This window comes from Sphingopyxis sp. BE259, assembly GCF_031457495.1.
Lineage (GTDB): Bacteria > Pseudomonadota > Alphaproteobacteria > Sphingomonadales > Sphingomonadaceae > Sphingopyxis.
Genome location: NZ_JAVDWM010000001.1, coordinates 994,763 through 1,012,265 on the forward strand (window position 1 = coordinate 994,763; position 17,503 = coordinate 1,012,265).

Here is a 17,503-nt window from a genome sequence, read left to right on the forward strand (position 1 = left end):
CCGGGGAACAGCAACGTGAAGCTGTCAATCATTCATCCTCCCCCGCTGCCCCGTAACCGCCGCCGCCCGGCGTTTCGATCACGAACGCATCGCCTGCGGCGAGGTGGGCGCTGCCTGTTGCGCCGAGCATTTCTGCTGAACCATCCCTGCGTTCGACCCAGTTGCGGCCCGGCGCGGCGTCGCTGCCGCCCGCCAGCCCGCGCGGCGGAATTGCGCGGCGGTTGGCGAGGATGTTCGCCGCCATCGGCTCGCGGAAGCGAATGCGGCGGGTGGCACCGTCGCCGCCATGCCATTGGCCGGTGCCGCCCGACCCTTTGCGGATCGAAAATTCCTCGACGATCACCGGGAAGCGCATTTCCATGACTTCGGGATCGGTCATGCGGCTGTTGGTCATATGCGTCTGGATGACGCTGGTGCCGTCAAAGCCCGGTCCGGCGCCTGAGCCGCCGGCGATCGTTTCGTAATATTGGTGCGCGGTATTGCCGAAGGTGAAGTTGTTCATGGTGCCTTGCGCGGGCGCCATCGCGCCCAAGGCCGCAAACAGCGCGTCGGTGATCACCTGGCTCGTTTCGACATTGCCCGCGACGACCGCGGCGGGATAGCCGGGGCTGAGCATCGAGTTTTCGGGAACGATCAAGGTGACGGGCACTAGGCAACCCTCGTTCATCGGGATCGGATCGTCGAGCATCGTGCGCAGGACATACAGCACCGCGGCGCGGACGACGGGGAGCGGCGCGTTGAAATTGTCGGGCAAGGTGGCGCTCGACCCGGTAAAGTCGATCGTGACGTGGCGCGCGGCGCGATCGACGCGGACCGCGACGACAACTTCGGCGCCATTGTCCATCGCGTAGCGGAACTGGCCATCGCTGAGGCGCGCGAGCAGCTGGCGGACGGCGGTTTCGGCCTGCGCCTGACCATGCGCCATGTAGGCGGCGACGGTGGCGGTGCCGTGCGCGGCGCTGAGATCGACGAGCGCGCTGGCGCCGCGCTGGCAGGCCGCCACCTGTGCCTTGAGATCGGCGATGTTGAGCGCCGGATTGCGCGCCGGGAAGGGGCTGTCGGCGAGATGCGCGGCGACCGCGGCGTCGCGGAAATGGCCGTCGTCGACGAGGAGCATATTGTCGAAAATGATGCCTTCGTCATCGATGCTGCGGCTGTTCGGCGGCATCGACCCCGGCGCGATACCGCCAAGGTCGGCGTGGTGGCCGCGCGCCGCGACGAAGAAGGCGGCGGCGGAGTGGCCCGCGACGAATACCGGCATGATGACAGTGATGTCGGGCAAGTGGGTGCCGCCGTCATAGGGGGCGTTGAGCGCATAGGCGTCGCCCGGGCGCAGGCCGCGGCCGTCGCGGGGCTGGCCGTCGGGGCCGGGGTCGCGCTGGCGCAGGATCGTGCGCACGCTTTCGCCCATCGAGCCGAGATGGACGGGCATATGCGGTGCGTTGGCGACGAGACGGCCGTCACCGTCAAAGATCGCGCAGGAAAAGTCGAGCCGCTCGCGGATGTTGATCGACGACGCGCTGTGCTGAAGGGCGCCGCCCATTTCCTCGGCGATCGCCATGAACAGGCTGTTGAAGATTTCGAGGCGGATGGGGTCGGGGGCAGATTGATCCTCCCCATCGCCTTGCGATGGGGAGGGGGACCGCGGCGCAGCCGTGGTGGAGGGGCCGCGAGCGTCCACGAGCGCTGCGCGCTCGGCCCCTCCGTCAGCCCCTGCGGGGCTGCCACCTCCCCATCGCGAGTCGATGGGGAGGATCGTCGATGCCTTGCTGAGCCGCAGCGTTCCTTCATTTTTGACTGTCGCATTCCAACCCGGCTCGACGACCGTCGTCGACAGCGCGTCGATGATGATTGCGGGACCGGCAATGCTGCGGCCGGGTACGAGGTTGGCGCGCTGGTGGAGCGGGACTTCATGCTGCGCGCCCGCGAGCCGGGCGGTGATGGCTTCGGGTGCGGTTTCGCTGGTCGGCGCGGGCACGGGCAGCGCCGCGGACGGGTCGCCCGTCTCGGTCAACTCGACGCGGATGCGGTCGACGACGAGGTTATCGTGCGGGGCGTAGCCGAAGCGTTGGCGGAAGGCGGCGGCGAAGGACGATGCGACCTCGGCAGGCGCGGCGAGCGGGAGTTCGATCGCATTTTCGCTGTCGGCGAGCCGGACGAAAAGCAGGGTTTCGCGCGTGATCTCCGCATCAGGGGCGAGGTCGCCGCGGGCTTGCTCCGACAATTCGGCTTCGACTGCAACGAGCGTCGCGGCGCATTCGGCGTTGAGTTTCAGGCCAAGCGTGCGCTCGCGGATCGCCGACGGGCGCGCGAGGCCCATGCCGTAGGCGGACAGCACTCCGGCCAGTGGATGGAGAAGGATTTCGTCGATCCCGAGCGCGTCGGCGACGAGGCAGACATGCTGGCCCGCGGCGCCGCCGAAGCCGACGAGGCTGTAGCCTTGGGTGACGTCGTGGCCGCGCGCGATGGTGATGCGCTTGATCGCATTGGCCATTTGCTGGACCGCGATGCTGAGCAGACCTTCGGCGAGGGCTTCGGGCGTGATGCCGCCGACCTCTGCGGCCATTTTGGCGAATTTTTGCACGACGACGTCGCGGTCGAGCGGCTGGTCGCCGTTGGGGCCGAACAATTTGGGGAAGTGATCGGGCTGGATTTTCCCCAGCAACACGTTGCAGTCGGTGACGGTCAGCGGACCGCCGCGGCCATAGGCGGCAGGGCCGGGATTGGCGCCCGCGCTTTCGGGGCCGACCGACAGCCGCGCGCCGTCCCAGCGGCAGATCGAGCCGCCGCCGGCCGCCACCGTGTGGATGCGGAGCATCGGGGCGCGGATGCGGGTGCCCGCGACGATCGTTTCATTGTCGCGTTCGAGCCGCTCAGCATAATGGCTGACGTCGGTCGAGGTGCCGCCCATGTCGAAGCCGATCAGCCGCGTCTTGCCGAGCGGTGCGGCGCTTCCGACCATGCCGACGATACCGCCCGCGGGGCCGGAGAGGATCGCGTCGCGGCCGTGGAAAGCCGCGGCGGACGCGAGGCCGCCCGAGCTTTTCATGAACTGCGGCGCGATGCCGTCGCCCAGCTGGGCGCAGAATTGATCAACATAGTGGCGGAGGACGGGCGAGAGATAGGCGTCGGCGAGGGTGGTGTCGCCGCGGCCGATCAGCTTGATCAAGGCGCTGACGTCGTGGCTGGTCGAAATCTGGGTAAAGCCGACCTCGGCGGCGATGGCGGCGAGGCGTTGTTCGTGATCGGGGTAGCGATAACCGTGCATCAGGACGATCGCGATGCTGGTCAGGCCTTGGTCGCGCGCGGCCTGCAACGATGCGTGCGCGGCATCCTCGTCGAGCCGGGTCAGGATATCGCCGTCAGGCCCGACGCGTTCCGCAATCTCGGCGACCGCGGCGTGCGGCGGCGGGATGCGGTCGATGCGGCGGGCGAACAGGTCGGGGCGGTCCTGATAGCCGATGGTGAGCGCGTCGCCGAAGCCGCGGGTGATCGCGAGCAGGGTCGGCTGACCCTTGCGTTCGAGCAGCGCGTTGGTGGCGACGGTGCTGCCCATGCGGATCGCCAGCGGCGGCAGCGGACCCGAGCCCGCGCCGGTCAGGTCGCGGATCGCGCCGACCGCGGCGTCGCCGGGCCGCGCGGGATCTTCACTGAGATATTTGGCGGTGACCACCGCGCCGCCGGGCGATCGCGCCACGACATCGGTGAACGTGCCGCCACGGTCGATCCAGATCTGCCAGCGATCTTTAGCGGGTGGGGTCACGGTCGGGCCAGCGGATGGTGATCGCAAGGCCGTGGTCGGCGGCGCGGCGGTCCCAGCTGCCCTTCAATTGCCGTTCGATCAGGGTGCGGATGAATTGGGTGCCGAAACTTTCGCCGTCGATCTGCGGCGTTTCGGGCAGGCCCGTTTCGGCCCAGTTCAATTCGATGTCGTTGCCGTCACGATGCCAGTGGACGGCCAGGTCGCCATGACCCGCAAGCGCGCCATATTTGATGCTGTTGGTCACAAATTCGTGGATCGCCAGCGATAGCGCCTGCGCGCCTTCGTCGTCGAGGCGGACGTCGGGGCCGGTGACCGCGGCGAGCTGATCGGGCGAGCGCCCGGCTATTTCCAGCTCGCGGCGGACGATCTTGCCGAGCTCCACGGTATCGACCGCGCCAGTGACCAGCATCTGCTTGGCGTCGGACAGCGCCCGCATCCGACCGTCGAATTTGACCTCAAACTCGTCGAGGCTGGACGATTCGCGCAGGGTGATGCGCGCCAGCGCGCCGATGCGGGCGAAGGCGTTCTTCATCCGGTGCGCCATTTCGCCGATCATCAGTTCGCGGTCTTCGGCGTGGCGCGCCTTTTCCTCCGCCAGCCGCTGCAGCGTGCCGACGCGGCGTTGCTGGACGCGGTGGAGCTGGGTCGCAAGCAGCGCCAGCGCGATGCCGAAAATTAGAATGGCGAGCGGGCGGCCGAGCCGTTCAAGCAGGCGGCCGTAGGAAATCCGCATCGTCCATTGGCGGTCCGCGACATGTAATGTCTGCTCATGCGCGTCCCAGCCCATCTCGCCCTGACGAAAGATGAGCGGAGCCGACGGGCCCTCGCCAGCATAAACCTCGATCCCGGTGATGCCATCAAGCTGTGAACCGAGCACGGCCTTCATCATGTCCTGAGTGCGGAAGGGCGCATACACAAACGCTTCGACCGCGCGGGTGCCGGGGGCGGTCGCGAGCGTGTCGGGGTTCGTTTCCGCCGGGGTACGGGCATAGACCGGGAGGTAGATCAGAAACCCCGGCTGTTTGACCTTTGACGCCTTTTCCTGCGCGAGTTGCACAATCCCGCTCGCAGCGGGCTGGCCAGTTTGCCAAGCGCGGCGCATCGCAGCGCGGCGCGTCGGTTCGCTGTACATGTCAAAACCCAGCGCGGCGTTGCGGCGCGGCGTGTAGGGCTCGACCAGAACCACGGCAAAGCCGATCGGCTGATCGGTCGTCGGCCACACCTTGATCTCGCGTCCGTAATTTTCGCGCAGCTTGGCCTCGACCGCAGCCGGGGTTGCGGCGCGCATCGCGGCGGCGATGCCGACGCCCTCCATCCCCGGTGCCTGCACCTGCGGCTGGAGCGCGGCGAGATAGGCGCGAATGCCGGGGCCGCTGGCGGCGCTGTCGGACTGATAGAGCGCGCGCACGCCCTTTAGCACCGCGACATGATCGTGCAGTCGCATATTGACGTGGGTCGCGACGCGTTCGGCCTGTTCGGCCTCGTCCGACTGGTTATAGATGAAGCTGGCGGCAGCAGCGGCGATGGCGGCGAGCAGGATGACCAAGCCGACAAACCGGACGAGCAACGCCAACAGCCGATCAGCCCATGAATTCGGGCGCATTAAGTTAATCCTGCCTGCTGGCTGCCGCGGCAGCGCCCCCCTCGCACCGCCGATGTTCCACGCCGCGCCGCTGATAGCAAGAATATTTCGTGACGGACTGGCAGTGTTTGCAATGGGTTGCGAAGCGCAACCTTTTGACTATGCTGCGGGCAACCGAATTGGGAGAGATACAATGATAATCTATGGCTCGCTGGTGTCGCCGTTTGTGCGCAAATTGCTGGCGTATCTGGGCGAAAAGGGGATTGCTTTCGAGCTGAAGGGCGTCGGGATCGCCGACCCCGATCCGGGGTTCCGCGCCGCGTCGCCGCTGGGCAAGATGCCCGCGATGGAGGACGATGGATTTACGCTCGCCGATTCGAGCGCGATCATTCACTATCTGGAGGCCAAATATCCCGAACCGGCACTGATCCCACGCGATCCGCAGGAACGGGGACGGGTGATATGGTGGGACGAGTTCGGTGACACGGTGTTCGCAGCGTGCAGCGGCAAGATGTTTTTCAACCGCATCGTCGCGCCGAATTTCCTGGGGCGCGAGGGCGATCTGGCGGCGGCCGCGCAGGCCGAGGCCGAGGAACTACCCAAGCTGCTCACCTATTTGGAAAGCGCCGTCCCGGCGTCGGGATTTCTGGTCGGCGACCGGCTGACCCTCGCCGATCTGGCGGTCGCGTCGCCGCTGATGAACCTGCGCCACTGCGGATGCGGGGTCGATGCGGCGGCCTATCCGAAGATCGCGGCGTGGAGCGAGGCAATCCTGTCGCGCCCGAGCCTCGCGCCGTGGATCGCCAAGGAGGAACGGATGATCGCCAAGGTGCTGGCGCCCACGTCATAGCGCGAGCAGCCATCCGGTCAGGGCAGCGGCAGCGATGATCGCGGGGGTCACCCACGCGCCCTTGACCCGCCACACGATTGCCAGCGCGGCAGCGAACAAGAGGATCGCGGGCAGCGGGTTCGACACGCGCGCCGCAGTGACTTCGCCGAGTTGAACGAACGTCGCAGCGATGACGCCGACCACCGCCGCCGCGACCCCGGCGAGCAGGCGGTGGAGCGCGGGGTTCTCGACGACCGCTTCGAGCCGTTCGAAGAAGATCAGCGAAAAGGCGAAGGCGGGCAGGAACATCCCCGCGGTGATTGCGAGCGCGCCCGCCGGGCCGCCGACGACATAGCCGACAAAGGTCGCGAAGATGACGAGCGGCGCGGGCAGCACCCCGGCGAGCGCGATGCCGTCGAGGAAGGTTGCATCGTCGACCCAGCCGCGCTCCACCGTGTCGGCGCGCACATAGGGGATCGCTGTATAGGCGCCGCCAAAGGTCAGCAGGCCGCCCTTCAGTCCCGCGAAGAACAAGGCCAGCAGCGTGATCGGGGCGCCCGCGACCAGCGCGATGTCGGTGTCGGGCGTAACGAGCTGCCGTGCGGCAAGCGCGGCGCCAATCGCAGCGACCATGACAGCGAGCGCGATGAGCGGGCGATGCGCGGCGGCATAGGCGAGTCCGCCAGCGGCGAGGGGAATCCAGAACGGCACTCCGGCCAGTGTCGCGAGTAGGCTGGCGATGGCGATGGCGGCGAGCAGGCGGTCCTCAATGATATGCTGGCCGATGCGGAACATGGCGCGCAGGATGATCGCCAGCACCGCGATCTGCACCCCGAGCAGGAGACCGGTCAGCCCGGCGTCGCCCGCGATCCACGTCACGTAAAGCCAGCCCGCGAGCAGCATCAGCAACAGCCCCGGCAGCATGAAGCCCAGCCCGGCGAGCAGGCCGCCGATCCGCCCGCGCGCGATCATCCCGAGATGGACGCATAGCTCGTGCGCTTCGGGGCCGGGCAGGATTTGCAACACCGCGAGCAGGCGGTTGAAGCGCGCCGAATCGATCCACCGTTCCTGATCGACCAGCGCATGGCGGATCATCGCGATCTGGGCGACCGGACCGCCGAACGCTAGCGCGCCGAAGCGCAGGAATTTCAGAAACAGTGCGAGCAGGCTGAGCTGAGTGGGGTCGGTCTGGGCCGGGACAGGGGTCATATCAACGCTCCGAGCGCCGCGGCGGCGGCGGGTGGAGCGGACTTGGACGGCGCCGAATTTTTCCTGGCCGTCTGAACGGGTGTCCGCGTCGGCCCGTTGCCTTGCCTATCGGCGACAATGCGACGCGGAGTCAAGCCGGGTGCTACAGCCAGCCGATGCTCTTGAAGCGCCAAAAGAGAAAGCCTGACCCGCAAAAGATCAACGCGAGCGCAAGCGGATAGCCGAACCTCCAGCCGAGTTCGGGCATAAACTCGAAATTCATCCCGTAAATGCCGGCGATCGCGGTCGGCAGGGCGAGGATGGCCGCCCAAGCGGCGAGCTGGCGGGTGATCATGCCCTGCCGCTGCTGTTCGAGCATGCCGTTGGTTTCGATCACCGACGCGGCAACGTCGCGCAGCCCGGTGAGACGGAATTCGGCGCGCTGGACATGATCCCAGATGTCGCGGAAAAACGGGCGCACCGCGGCGTCGATGCACGGCAGATCGTCCTCGCCCGCCAGGCGCCCGGCAACCTCTTTCATCAGGCCGGTCAGCCGCTGGAACCGGATCACTTCGTGGCGCTGGGCGTAAAGCTGGCGGATTTCGGCGGCGTCGAGCGGGGTGTCCATGACGCTGTCCTCGACCATCAGCATCCGGTCCTCGATCGCGTCGATCAGCGGGAAATAGCCATCGACGATGAAATCGAGGATTGCGTAGAGGACATAGTCGGGGCCGTGCGCGAGCTTGGCGGGGAGCGTTTCAAGCCGCGCGCGGACGTCGGTGTGGGCGCGCGCCGAACCGTGCCGGACGGTGACGATGAAATGGCGCCCGACAAAGATCGCTGTTTCGCCCGACTGGATCGTGCCGCCGCCGGGATTGCCGGTGCTGGCGATGACGAACAGCTGGTCGCCATATACTTCGACCTTGGGCAGCTGCTTCGCCTTCGTCGCATCCTCGACCGCAAGCGGGTGGAGGCCGAAGCGTTTGGCGATGCCCTCGAGCTCGCCAGGGGTCGGCTCGTAGAGGCCGAGCCAGAAGAAATCGCCTTCGTCGCAATCGACCGGCAGCTCCTCGTCGGGACCGATGTCGCGGACGAGCTTGCCGTCATGATAGACGCGGGCGGCCATGATCGGCATCGGCAACAAACTCCCTTGGACTGGCGCTCCTATAAGCGGGGCAGCGTCGAAGGGAAATGCGCTGTGCTATCAATCGTCGCGGTTGGCGATGTTGGTGAAGGCGGCCCAAGCGGCGGGGTGCACCCAATCGGATTTCCAGCCGGCGACTGCGCTGCCGTCGGCGCGCTTGCCGGTGCGCACCGCCTGCATCCCGAGTTGCAGCGCCTGCGCCCGCGACAGCGCCGGGTTGGCGCGGCGCGCCAGCAAGGTTTCGACGGTCAGCACCGCGGTCGCCTCGTCCGAAACGCGCCAGTGGCTGGCGAGCAGTGCGTCCGCCCCGGCGTAGAGGAAGCCGCGCGACAAGGCCGAGAGGCTGTCGCCGCCGCCCGAATTTTCGGCCGACGCGGTGTTGCACGCCGACAGGATGACCCAGTCGGCCGACAGCGTCAGCCGCGCCGCCTCGGTCGCAGTGAGCAGGCCGTCGTCGAGATCGCTGGCGGTCGTCGGCGGGGTCAGCACCAGCCCGGGCTCGCCGAGCCCGAGCGCCGGGTCGGGCAGCAGGCCGTGAGTGGCGATTGCAATGATTTCGCTGGTCGCCAGCGCCGTATCCTGACGCAGCGCTGCCTCGGTCGCCTTGCCGTCGATGGTCAGATTGCCCGGCGCGACGCCGAACAGCCGCGCCATCGCGGCCAGTTCGACCTTGGTCCCCGGCAGCGGTGCGAGGCGGCGCAGCGCGTCGGGATCGGCAAGCGGCGAACCCGATGCCGACACCGCGTCGAACACCGCGATGCCGCGGGCGGCGCGGGATCCGGTGTCGCCGCCGACCAGGACGGGGGCGCCATACCCGCGAAAGCTGTTGCTGCGGCGACCGCGCGGCGGTTCGCGGGTCAGGGTCAACGCTGCGACCGCAGGCAGGCTGGTAAACGCGTAGCGATCGGACAGCCAGGCGGCACGGGTCAGCGTGTCGGGATCGGCGACGTCGGCGCCGTCGGGCCGGGCGGTCGCCGACAGCATCGCGAGCGGCAGGTCGCCGAGCTTGCCCGAGCTGGCGACATAGATGCGCTTGCTGTCCTTCAGCAACGGTTCGATCGGTTCGATCAGGCTTTTGTAGAGCGCGTTCGCGGTGTCGAGATCGAAGCGGCGGTGGCCTTCGAGCTCCATCGGAGACATCGCCTGGGCGTCGAGTTCGGCCTTGCGCGACGCCGAACAGGTCGCAAAATCGACATCGCAGCGCACGTCCGATATCTGTTTCAGGATGACCGTGATGTCCTTGCCCGGACGGCTCCAACCCACGGCGGTCGGGGTGACGACGAACAGGTGCAAAGTGTTCGCGGCCTCGGTCATTAGCAGGAGCGCCTCACCGGGTTTCAGCGCCTGCCGCGCCTCGGCCAAGCTGATCGGGCGCGGCGCGACCAGTTGGCGATAGGAGGGATATTTCTTGTCGATCAGCGCGGTGACCTCGGCGAGTTGGGCCTGCACGCCGTCGAGTTCGCCGCGCAGCCGTGCCGCTTCGACCGGCTTGCGGTCGCCGAGGGCGCGGAGGAGGTTCTTGTCGATCAGATTGGCCTTGGCGGCGAGATCCTGTTCCTGGCGCACCGCTTCGGCCATTTGCGGCGTCTTGGCGGCACCGCGCGCGGCGGTTTGCAGCACCGCGCGGCCCGATGCGGACGCGATCGCATCCTGCGCGGCGCGGAAGGCGCGGTCCTGTATCTCTGCCTGCTGCGCGGCATCGGGCGTGACGTCCATCAGCCCGAAGGCGGCGTTCATATAGGTGGTAAAGATGCCGCGGTCGGGCGCCGCCTGTTGGCGGTCGAGTGCCGCCAGCCCGACGGCACCGCTGCCCGCCGCGCTTTGTTCGTTGAGCCGCCGCAGAATCGCGACCGCCTTGGCGGCCAGCGGTTCGGCTTCGGCCGCCTTGCCCTGGCGCAGCAGGGTCAGCGCGAGATTTTCATAAGCGCGCGCGGTGTCGATATGCGCTTCGCCAAGGTTTCGGCGCAGGATCGCCAGCGACTGGCGGTAATAGGGTTCGGCGGCGCGATCGCCCGGACCACTGCGGTCGCTGCGGACGAGCGCCGAGCCGACATTGTTATAGGCGATCGCGGTCAGCGGATGATCTTCGCCAAGCAGGCGGCGGCGGATGGCGAGCGCCTTGCCGGTCATCTCGGCCTCCTCGGCAAACCGGCCGAGACCGCCGAGCGTCGTGCCGAGGCTGAGATAGGCCCAGGCGGTTTCGGGATTATCTTCGCCGAACTTGGCGCGATAGACGTCGAGTGCCTGGCGCATCAGCGGTTCGGCGCGCGCGCTCTGTCCGTCGTCGCGCAGATTATAGCCAAGATTGATCAGCGTCGTGGCAAAGGACGGGTGGTCGCGGCCCGCGATGTCGCCCTGAATTTCGAGAGCGCGGCGATACATCGGCTCGGCCTCTGCATAGCGGCCCTGCTGGTTCAGATTGTGCGCGACATTGGCGTAGAGCGTTGCGGTGCGCTCGCTGCTTTCGCCAAACGCCCGGCGCGTGGTGTCGAGCGCCTGACGTAGCAGCGGTTCGATGGCGGTGGGCGGCAAACCCTGATTTTCCATATTGAGCGCGAGGTTGTTCGACGCCTCGGCGGTCAGTGGATGCCCTTCGCCCAGCAATCTGGTGCGGATGGTCAGCGCCTTGCGATAGGCGGCGTCGGCGTCGTTGAAACGCCCGGTCAGCCCGAGCGTATAGCCGAGCACGGTGTAACCGAGCGCGGCCTGGGTGCTGTCGTCGCCCTTGGTCGCGCGCCAGATCGTGAGCGCCTGATTCGCCGCCGTCTCGGCGTCGGCATAGCGGCTGAGTTCAGTGAAATTCACCGCGCGGTTATAATGGTGGAGCGCGACGTCGGGGCCGTTCGGGCCGGTCAGCGCTTCGTCGATCGCCAGCGCCTTGTCGAGCATCGCGGCGGCCTCGTCGAAACGCCCGAGGCTGCGCAGCGTGACCGCAAGATTGGCATATTGCGACGCGGTTTCGCGATGCTTTTCGCCGTGCAGCGCAAGATTGGCGGCGAGCGCCTGGCGGAACAACTCTTCGGCGCCTTTCATGTCGCCGAGTTCGACCAGCAGTCCGGCGAGGTTGCCGGTGGCGGCGATCGTCTTGGCATGGCGTTCGCCGAACTGCGCGGTGCGCGCCGCGAGCAGGGCACGGCGCAGCGGCAGCGCGTCGGCGGGGCGGCCTTGTTTGGCGAGGTTGGTCGCGAGAAAGCCGGTTGCGGTCAGCGTCTGGTCGTCCTGTTCCCCGAGCAATTTGGTGTTGATCGCGAGCAGGCGTCGCCAATGACCCTCGGCCTCTTTCAGCTGATTCTGTTCCTCCAGATTGGAGGCGAGCAGGCGGTAGCCAAGGCTGGTGACCAGATCGTCGGCGCCGTAACGCTCCGTCGCTTCGTCGATCCAGCGCCGGTAGATGTCGCTCGCCTCGCGCAGCTTGCCCGCCCGTTCGAGGTCCATGCCGCGGTTCATCAGGTCGAGCATCTTTTGTTGGTCGGCATTGAGGGTGCTGGCGGGCGGCGTGCCCACTGGCGCCGCATCCTGCGCGGAGGCCAGCGGCGCGGCGGCCCCGAGGGGGGCGGCGAGGAGAAGGGCGAGGAGGCGATGTCGACGGTCGGCCATGGAACGGCATTTTCCCTGTTTTGACCCAAGATAGTGATGAAATTGGGATATTGTCATCAATGGGTTGGCGCAATGGCGCGGTGGAGGGCGGCGGCGGGTGTCGATCGGCGATTAGAAGGCGCGGATTTGCGGCGATGTGATGGAGATCACTTGCGCGGCGCGGGGTGGTGACCCGGTACATTTCGGGTGAACCACCTTCACTTATCTCGTCATCCCGGCCTTCGCTGGGATGACGAGAATGTGCATAGTCGGCGCCGCCGCGCCAAACTGTATTACCCTAACAAAACCCCTTGCCAAGGAGGCGCTACAAATGTAGCACGCTACAAATGTAGCGCATGAGGTGAGTCGCATGTTGTCCAGTTTGCCGCCGCGGGAACGCGAAATTGTCGATGTGTTGTACGAGCGCGGCGCCGCGACGGTGACCGAGATCGGCGAGGCGCTGTCCGACGCATTGTCGGGATCGGCGATCCGCGCGATGCTCAAGCGGCTGGAGGCCAAGGGTTTTGTCGTGCGCAAGGCGTCCGAGCGCGGCTTTGTCTACGCGCCGCGGGTGTCGGACAAGACGGCGCGCAAATCGGCGCTGAGCCAGGTGGTGCGGGTGTTTTTCAACGGATCGGCGACCAGCGCCGCCGCAGCGCTGCTCGGGATGCAGGACGAAATGAGCGTCGACGAACTCGATGAGCTGGAAAAGTTGATCGGGCGTGCGCGCGACGGGAGGGCGAAATGATGAGCGACATGATGATCGACACCGCGACGCTGGTCGGTCTCGCCTGGAAATCGGTCCTGGTCGCCGGGCTGACGCTGGCGCTGTTGCGGCTGGCGCGGTCGCGGTCGGCCGGCGAGCGATCGCTGGTCGCGCACGTCGGCCTGCTGGCGCTGCTGGTGCTGCCCGTCGCCTCGCTGGCGCTACCGCTGTGGCAGCCGCTGCCGGCGCATTGGGTCGCGGCAGCGGCGCCCACCGCGGGCGCCGTCATCGATACAGGGGGATCGGCGGTTGATCCGGTCGCCGCCACGGCGTCAGTCCCTGCCGTGGTCGGTACCGCCGGATCGCCGCCGATCAGCCTGTCGGCGGGGGCCGACCTTGCCCCCTTTCTCTATCTTGTCCCGCTCGCGCTGCTGTTTGGAGTGATGATGCTCGCGGTGCTGCGGCTGTTCGCGATGCGCGGCCGCGCCGACGTGCTGGTCGATGGGTCGTGGCTATCGGCGCTGGCCGAGGCGCAGCGGCGGATGGGATTCAAACATGGCACCGCGTTGCTGGTCAGCGACGAATTGCGCTCACCGATCAGCTGGGGGCTGCTGCGCTCGACGATCGTGCTGAGCCCGAAGGCGGTGCGTGCGGTCGGCGAGGCCGAGGCGATCATCGCGCACGAGCTGGCGCATATCGCCCGGCTCGACTGGGCCAAGCTGCTCGCTTCGCGCGTCGCCTGCGCGCTGTTCTGGTTCAATCCGCTGGTGTGGATGCTGGCGCGCGAGAGCCATCAATTGCGTGAGGAAGCCGCCGACGATGCGGTGCTGATGGCCGACATCGATGGCCCCGATTATGCGACGCTGCTGGTCGGCGCGGCGCGGCACGACAATAAAGCGGCGTTGATGGCGGCGCATGGCGTGGCACCGTCGCACGGCAGCCTGAAACGCCGCATCACCCGCGTTCTCGACGCCAGCCTGAAGCGCGGGCCGGCGAGCGCGAGCTGGGTGTTGATGAGCCTTGTTGTGCTGGCGGGGGTGACCGCGCCGCTGGCCGCCTTTTCGGCAACGGCCGCCGAAGAAACGGTGACTGCCAAGACGGCGCGGGCGGCCGCCTTTGCCGCGCAGCAATCCACCGCGGCATCGTCACGGGTCGCGGTGGCGGCAAGCGCCGAAGCGCGGGAGGATGCCGTCGCGGCGGCCGCGACCGCCAAACAGCTGACCGCCGAACATCTGGTGAGCCTGCGCGCGGTCGGGGTGACCCCCGAATATGCCGCCGAAATGCGCGAACATGGCGGGGCGATGGATGCCGACGAATTGATCGCGGCGAAGGCGAGCGGGGTCGATCCGGCCTATATCCGATCGATGCGCGCGGTCTTTCCGTCGGTGGCGGTCGATGAGCTGATCGGCGCGGCCGCGCTGCAAATCAATCCGGCCTTTGCCCGCGACATGAAATCGCATTTCCCCGACATCGGCATCGACGACGTTGTCGCGCTGCGCGCGATGGGGGTCGACTGCGATTTCGTCACCGACATGCAAAAGGCGGGGGTACGGATGCGGAGCGCCGACGATGCGATCGAATTGCGCGCGACCGGAATGGTCCGGCCGACGGCAAAGCAGCGCCCGGCTGCTGCGGTGTCGTCGCGCGGCGCGTCGGTGCGCGTCAGCGCCGACGGGGTGATGGAAGCGCGCAGCGGCGATGGCCGTGTCGCCCGGATCGAATTCGCCGAACCGCCCGAACCGCCGGTGCCGCCGACGGACTGACGCCCGGACGTCCGTCCAAGCCTGACCATCGTTGATCGAACTGTTGTTTTGAAACGCCGCTGCGGGGGCGAGCGATGACGCTCGTCCGGCGCTGGCCAAAGGAGTGTCCGCATGAAAACCCCCCTGATCGCCGCGACGGCCGCGCTGCTGGCCATAGTTGCCTGCGCCGCGCCGAGCACCGCCGCCGACCCGCTGGTGATGAGCGACATCGCATGGAAGGCGCAGCCTGGCAAAAGCAAACCCCATTTGCGCGTAAGCCGCCAAGGGTCGAACAACGATGTGTCGCTGGACGGCGCGCGGCGCGAGCTGGCGCCGGTACTCGCGGCGCTGCGGGGCGCCAGTGGACCGATGTCTTTCACCGTCGTGCATGGTGCCGGGACGCTGGCCTGCACCGGCCAGCTGGCGCGCGCGTTTGAGGGAGAGGGGCGCTGCCGCTTTACCTCTGACCCCGAATTCGAGGCGGCGCTGGCGACGCGCGGCCTGGAGCCCGCGCAGCGCAGCGATCTGTTCGCGATGCTGTTGGTCGATGCGACGATCGGATTGGCCGACGGACTGATCGCCGAGGGGGTAAAGCCCCAGAGCGCCCATGATCTGATCGCGGCGGCGGCGCTGGACGTGACCGGCGCCTATGTCGGTGACCTCAAGTCCGAGGCGATGGTGTTGACCGACATCGACGATGCAATCGCGTGCAAGGCGCTGGGAGTCGATGGTGCCTATGTCCGCGGGCTCGCGGCGGCGGGGTATCGCAAGCTGAGCGCCGACGATGTCGTGAGCATGAAGGCGCTGGGGGTGACCGGCGACTATGCGGCGGCGATGAATCGCGCGGCACGGGGGTCGGAACAATGATGCGCCCGGTCAGCCTGATCGCGCTTGCCGCGGCGCTGTCGATGCCCGCACTGGGCCAGGAGGTGCCGGCGAGCGGCGATACGCCGCCGCCTGCGGCCGCCGAGGTTCCCCCCAGCGCGAACAGCGCGGCGCGGCAGGTCTATACCCCCGCAGACTTCACACGCTACGCACCCAAAAACGCCTATGACATGCTGAACCAGGTTCCCGGCTTTTCGATCCGCGATAACGAGAATCTGCGCGGGCTGGGACAGGCGACCGGCAACGTCTTGTTCAACGGCGAGCGGCCGTCGAACAAGGGCGACGATATGTACACCCAGCTGTCGCGCATCCCGGCGGGCAATGTCGAGCGGATCGAGATCGTCGATGGCGCAACGCTGGATATTCCGGGATTGTCGGGGCAGGTCGCCAATATCGTCTATCGCGCCGATGCCTTTTCGGGGCAGTTTTCGTGGCGCCCCGAATTTCGCGCCCATTATACCGACCCGCTGTTCACTCGCGCCGACGTGTCGGTGCGCGGGCGGTCGGGCGATGTCGAATATGAGGCCGCCCTTAATAACGATGAATCGGCGCGCAGCGGCGCCGGTGGGCCGACGCTGATCAGCGATGGCACGGGCAATATCATCGAGCGGCGCGACGACGTCTGGAACACCCACTATGACACGCCGAAGCTGTCGGGGCGGATCACCTGGGATCCGGCGGGCGACACGGTGGCCAATGTCGGCGGCCATTATCAGCGCAAATATGATCGTTATTATGAGGATGGGGTGCGGGTCGGACCCGGGCTGCCCGACCGGACCCGCACCGTGTATGAAAATGCCGACAGCTGGAACTACGAAGTCAGCGGCGATGTTCAGTTCGGGGTCGGGCCGGGCAAGCTGAAGCTGATCGGGCTGCGTCGATTCAGTCACGAGCCCTATGTGCAGGAGATTGTGACGACGCCCGAGGGCGGGACCCCGATCGGCGACCGGTTCGCGCAGACGGGCGACCTGGGCGAGACGATCGGACGCGGCGAATATCAATGGAAGATGCTGGGCGGCGACTGGCAATTGTCGGGCGAGGCAGCGTTCAACACGTTGGACAATGTCGCGTCGATTGCGGTGCTCGATCCGTCGGGGGTGTTCGTCGCGCAGCCGTTTGCCGGCGGCACCGGCGGGGTCAGCGAGGATCGCTATGAAGGATTGCTGAGCTTTGGCCGCAAGCTGACCGACAAGCTGAATTTCCAGATCATCGCAGGCGCCGAACATTCGACGATCACCCAGACCGGGATGAACGGCCTGACCCGCACCTTTTTTCGCCCCAAAGGATCGATCTCGCTGGCGTGGACGCCGACCGCCGATTTCGACGTCTCCGTAAAACTGCGGCGCCGGGTGCTGCAACTGTCCTTCTACGATTTTCTGGCGCGGGCGTTCCTGAACGACGGCAACCAGAACGAGAGCAACAACGACCTGCGTCCGCAGCAGGACTGGACCTATGAGGCCGAGATCAACAAGAAATTCGGCGCTTGGGGTTCGACCAAGCTCGTGCTGATCTATCGCGACGTCGAGGACCGTGTCGACGTCGTCCCGGTCGGCGCGACGGGCGAAGCGGTGGGCAATATCGCCAAGGCGAAGGCGGGGGCGATCGATTGGACCGCGACGATCAACCTCGACCCCGCCGGGATCAAGGGCATGAAGGTCGAAACCAGGGTGCTGCTGCAGAAATCATCGCTGCGCGACCCGTTCACCGGCGAGAAGCGCCAGTGGAGCGGCTTTACCGACAAAGTGATCGAGGCAAGTGTGCGTCACGATATTCCGGGCAGCGATTGGGCATGGGGCGCAGGCGCCAATTACGGCCATTACCAACCAAGCTACCGCCGCAGCCAGGTCGACAAGCTGTGGGAAGGGCCGGTGTTCGCCAATGTGTTCGTCGAGCATAAAAATGTGATGGGGTTGACGGTCAGCGCGTCGATCCGCAACATCGCCAATGCGCGGTCGAAGCGCGACCGGATCGTCTACACCGGGCTGCGCGGGGAGAGCCCGATTGCGTTTGTCGAAGCGCGCGATCGGTTGATCGGGCCGATTTTCTCCTTTTCGGTACGCGGCAAGTTCTGATCGGCTAAGGGGGGCG

At 66.9% G+C, this 17,503-nt stretch carries 10 protein-coding genes; 5 read left to right on the plus strand and 5 right to left on the minus strand.

Annotated features, from left to right (window positions below):
* Positions 1–28 precede the first annotated feature (28 nt).
* On the minus strand, positions 29–3,763 hold the full coding sequence (locus J2X44_RS04835) for a hydantoinase B/oxoprolinase family protein (protein WP_310088269.1): 3,735 nt from the start codon (positions 3,761–3,763) through the stop codon (positions 29–31).
* Positions 3,747–5,366, minus strand: coding sequence for a CHASE domain-containing protein (locus J2X44_RS04840; protein WP_310088270.1), 1,620 nt, complete (start codon positions 5,364–5,366; stop codon positions 3,747–3,749). The genes J2X44_RS04835 and J2X44_RS04840 overlap by 17 nt, the downstream gene beginning before the upstream one ends.
* 172 nt (positions 5,367–5,538) lie before the next feature.
* On the opposite strand from J2X44_RS04840, the gene J2X44_RS04845 reads away from it, so the two are divergent.
* Positions 5,539–6,195, plus strand: coding sequence for a glutathione S-transferase family protein (locus J2X44_RS04845; protein ID WP_310088271.1), 657 nt, complete (start codon positions 5,539–5,541; stop codon positions 6,193–6,195).
* On the opposite strand, the gene chrA is transcribed toward J2X44_RS04845, so the two are convergent.
* The 3 genes from chrA to J2X44_RS04860 form a co-directional block, all read right to left on the minus strand.
* Positions 6,190–7,383 carry a chromate efflux transporter gene (gene chrA, locus J2X44_RS04850; RefSeq protein WP_310088272.1) on the minus strand — a complete coding sequence of 398 codons (1,194 nt, stop codon included), beginning with the start codon at positions 7,381–7,383 and terminating at the stop codon, positions 6,190–6,192. The genes J2X44_RS04845 and chrA overlap by 6 nt on opposite strands.
* 142 nt (positions 7,384–7,525) lie before the next feature.
* Entirely contained in the window at positions 7,526–8,497 is a 972-nt protein-coding gene (locus tag J2X44_RS04855) for a magnesium and cobalt transport protein CorA (protein ID WP_310088273.1), read from the minus strand.
* A 69-nt stretch (positions 8,498–8,566) separates the two neighbouring features.
* Positions 8,567–12,103 (minus strand): CHAT domain-containing tetratricopeptide repeat protein, encoded by a 3,537-nt coding sequence (locus tag J2X44_RS04860; RefSeq protein WP_310088274.1) that lies wholly within the window; start codon positions 12,101–12,103, stop codon positions 8,567–8,569.
* A gap of 349 nt (positions 12,104–12,452) precedes the next feature.
* Here J2X44_RS04860 and J2X44_RS04865 point away from each other — a divergent pair, with 349 nt between their 5' ends.
* From J2X44_RS04865 to J2X44_RS04880, 4 genes are all read left to right on the plus strand, one after another.
* Complete coding sequence (locus tag J2X44_RS04865; protein WP_310088275.1) at positions 12,453–12,830, plus strand: BlaI/MecI/CopY family transcriptional regulator; 378 nt, start codon at positions 12,453–12,455, stop codon at positions 12,828–12,830.
* The gene (locus J2X44_RS04870; protein WP_310088276.1) at positions 12,830–14,551 is read left to right on the plus strand and encodes a M56 family metallopeptidase; all 1,722 of its coding nucleotides are present in this window, start codon (positions 12,830–12,832) and stop codon (positions 14,549–14,551) included. The genes J2X44_RS04865 and J2X44_RS04870 overlap by 1 nt, the downstream gene beginning before the upstream one ends.
* A 111-nt stretch (positions 14,552–14,662) precedes the next feature.
* Positions 14,663–15,397, plus strand: a complete 735-nt coding sequence (locus J2X44_RS04875) for a hypothetical protein (protein WP_310088277.1) — start codon at positions 14,663–14,665, stop codon at positions 15,395–15,397.
* A complete protein-coding gene (locus J2X44_RS04880) occupies positions 15,394–17,487 on the plus strand; it encodes a TonB-dependent receptor plug domain-containing protein (protein WP_310088278.1) in 2,094 nt (697 codons plus the stop codon). The genes J2X44_RS04875 and J2X44_RS04880 overlap by 4 nt, the downstream gene beginning before the upstream one ends.
* The last annotated feature ends 16 nt before the right edge of the window (positions 17,488–17,503 follow it).

Excerpts from the sequence above, each read along its gene's own strand:
- J2X44_RS04865 (WP_310088275.1), top strand. The coding sequence starts at position 12,453 with ATGTTGTCCAGTTTGCCGCCGCGGGAACGCGAAATTGTCGATGTGTTG.
- J2X44_RS04875 (WP_310088277.1), top strand. The coding sequence starts at position 14,663 with ATGAAAACCCCCCTGATCGCCGCGACGGCCGCGCTGCTGGCCATAGTT.
- J2X44_RS04855 (WP_310088273.1), bottom strand. The coding sequence starts at position 8,497 with ATGCCGATCATGGCCGCCCGCGTCTATCATGACGGCAAGCTCGTCCGC.
- J2X44_RS04845 (WP_310088271.1), top strand. The coding sequence starts at position 5,539 with ATGATAATCTATGGCTCGCTGGTGTCGCCGTTTGTGCGCAAATTGCTG.
- J2X44_RS04840 (WP_310088270.1), bottom strand. The coding sequence starts at position 5,366 with ATGCGCCCGAATTCATGGGCTGATCGGCTGTTGGCGTTGCTCGTCCGG.
- J2X44_RS04870 (WP_310088276.1), top strand. The coding sequence starts at position 12,830 with ATGAGCGACATGATGATCGACACCGCGACGCTGGTCGGTCTCGCCTGG.
- J2X44_RS04860 (WP_310088274.1), bottom strand. The coding sequence starts at position 12,103 with ATGGCCGACCGTCGACATCGCCTCCTCGCCCTTCTCCTCGCCGCCCCC.
- chrA (WP_310088272.1), bottom strand. The coding sequence starts at position 7,383 with ATGACCCCTGTCCCGGCCCAGACCGACCCCACTCAGCTCAGCCTGCTC.
- J2X44_RS04880 (WP_310088278.1), top strand. The coding sequence starts at position 15,394 with ATGATGCGCCCGGTCAGCCTGATCGCGCTTGCCGCGGCGCTGTCGATG.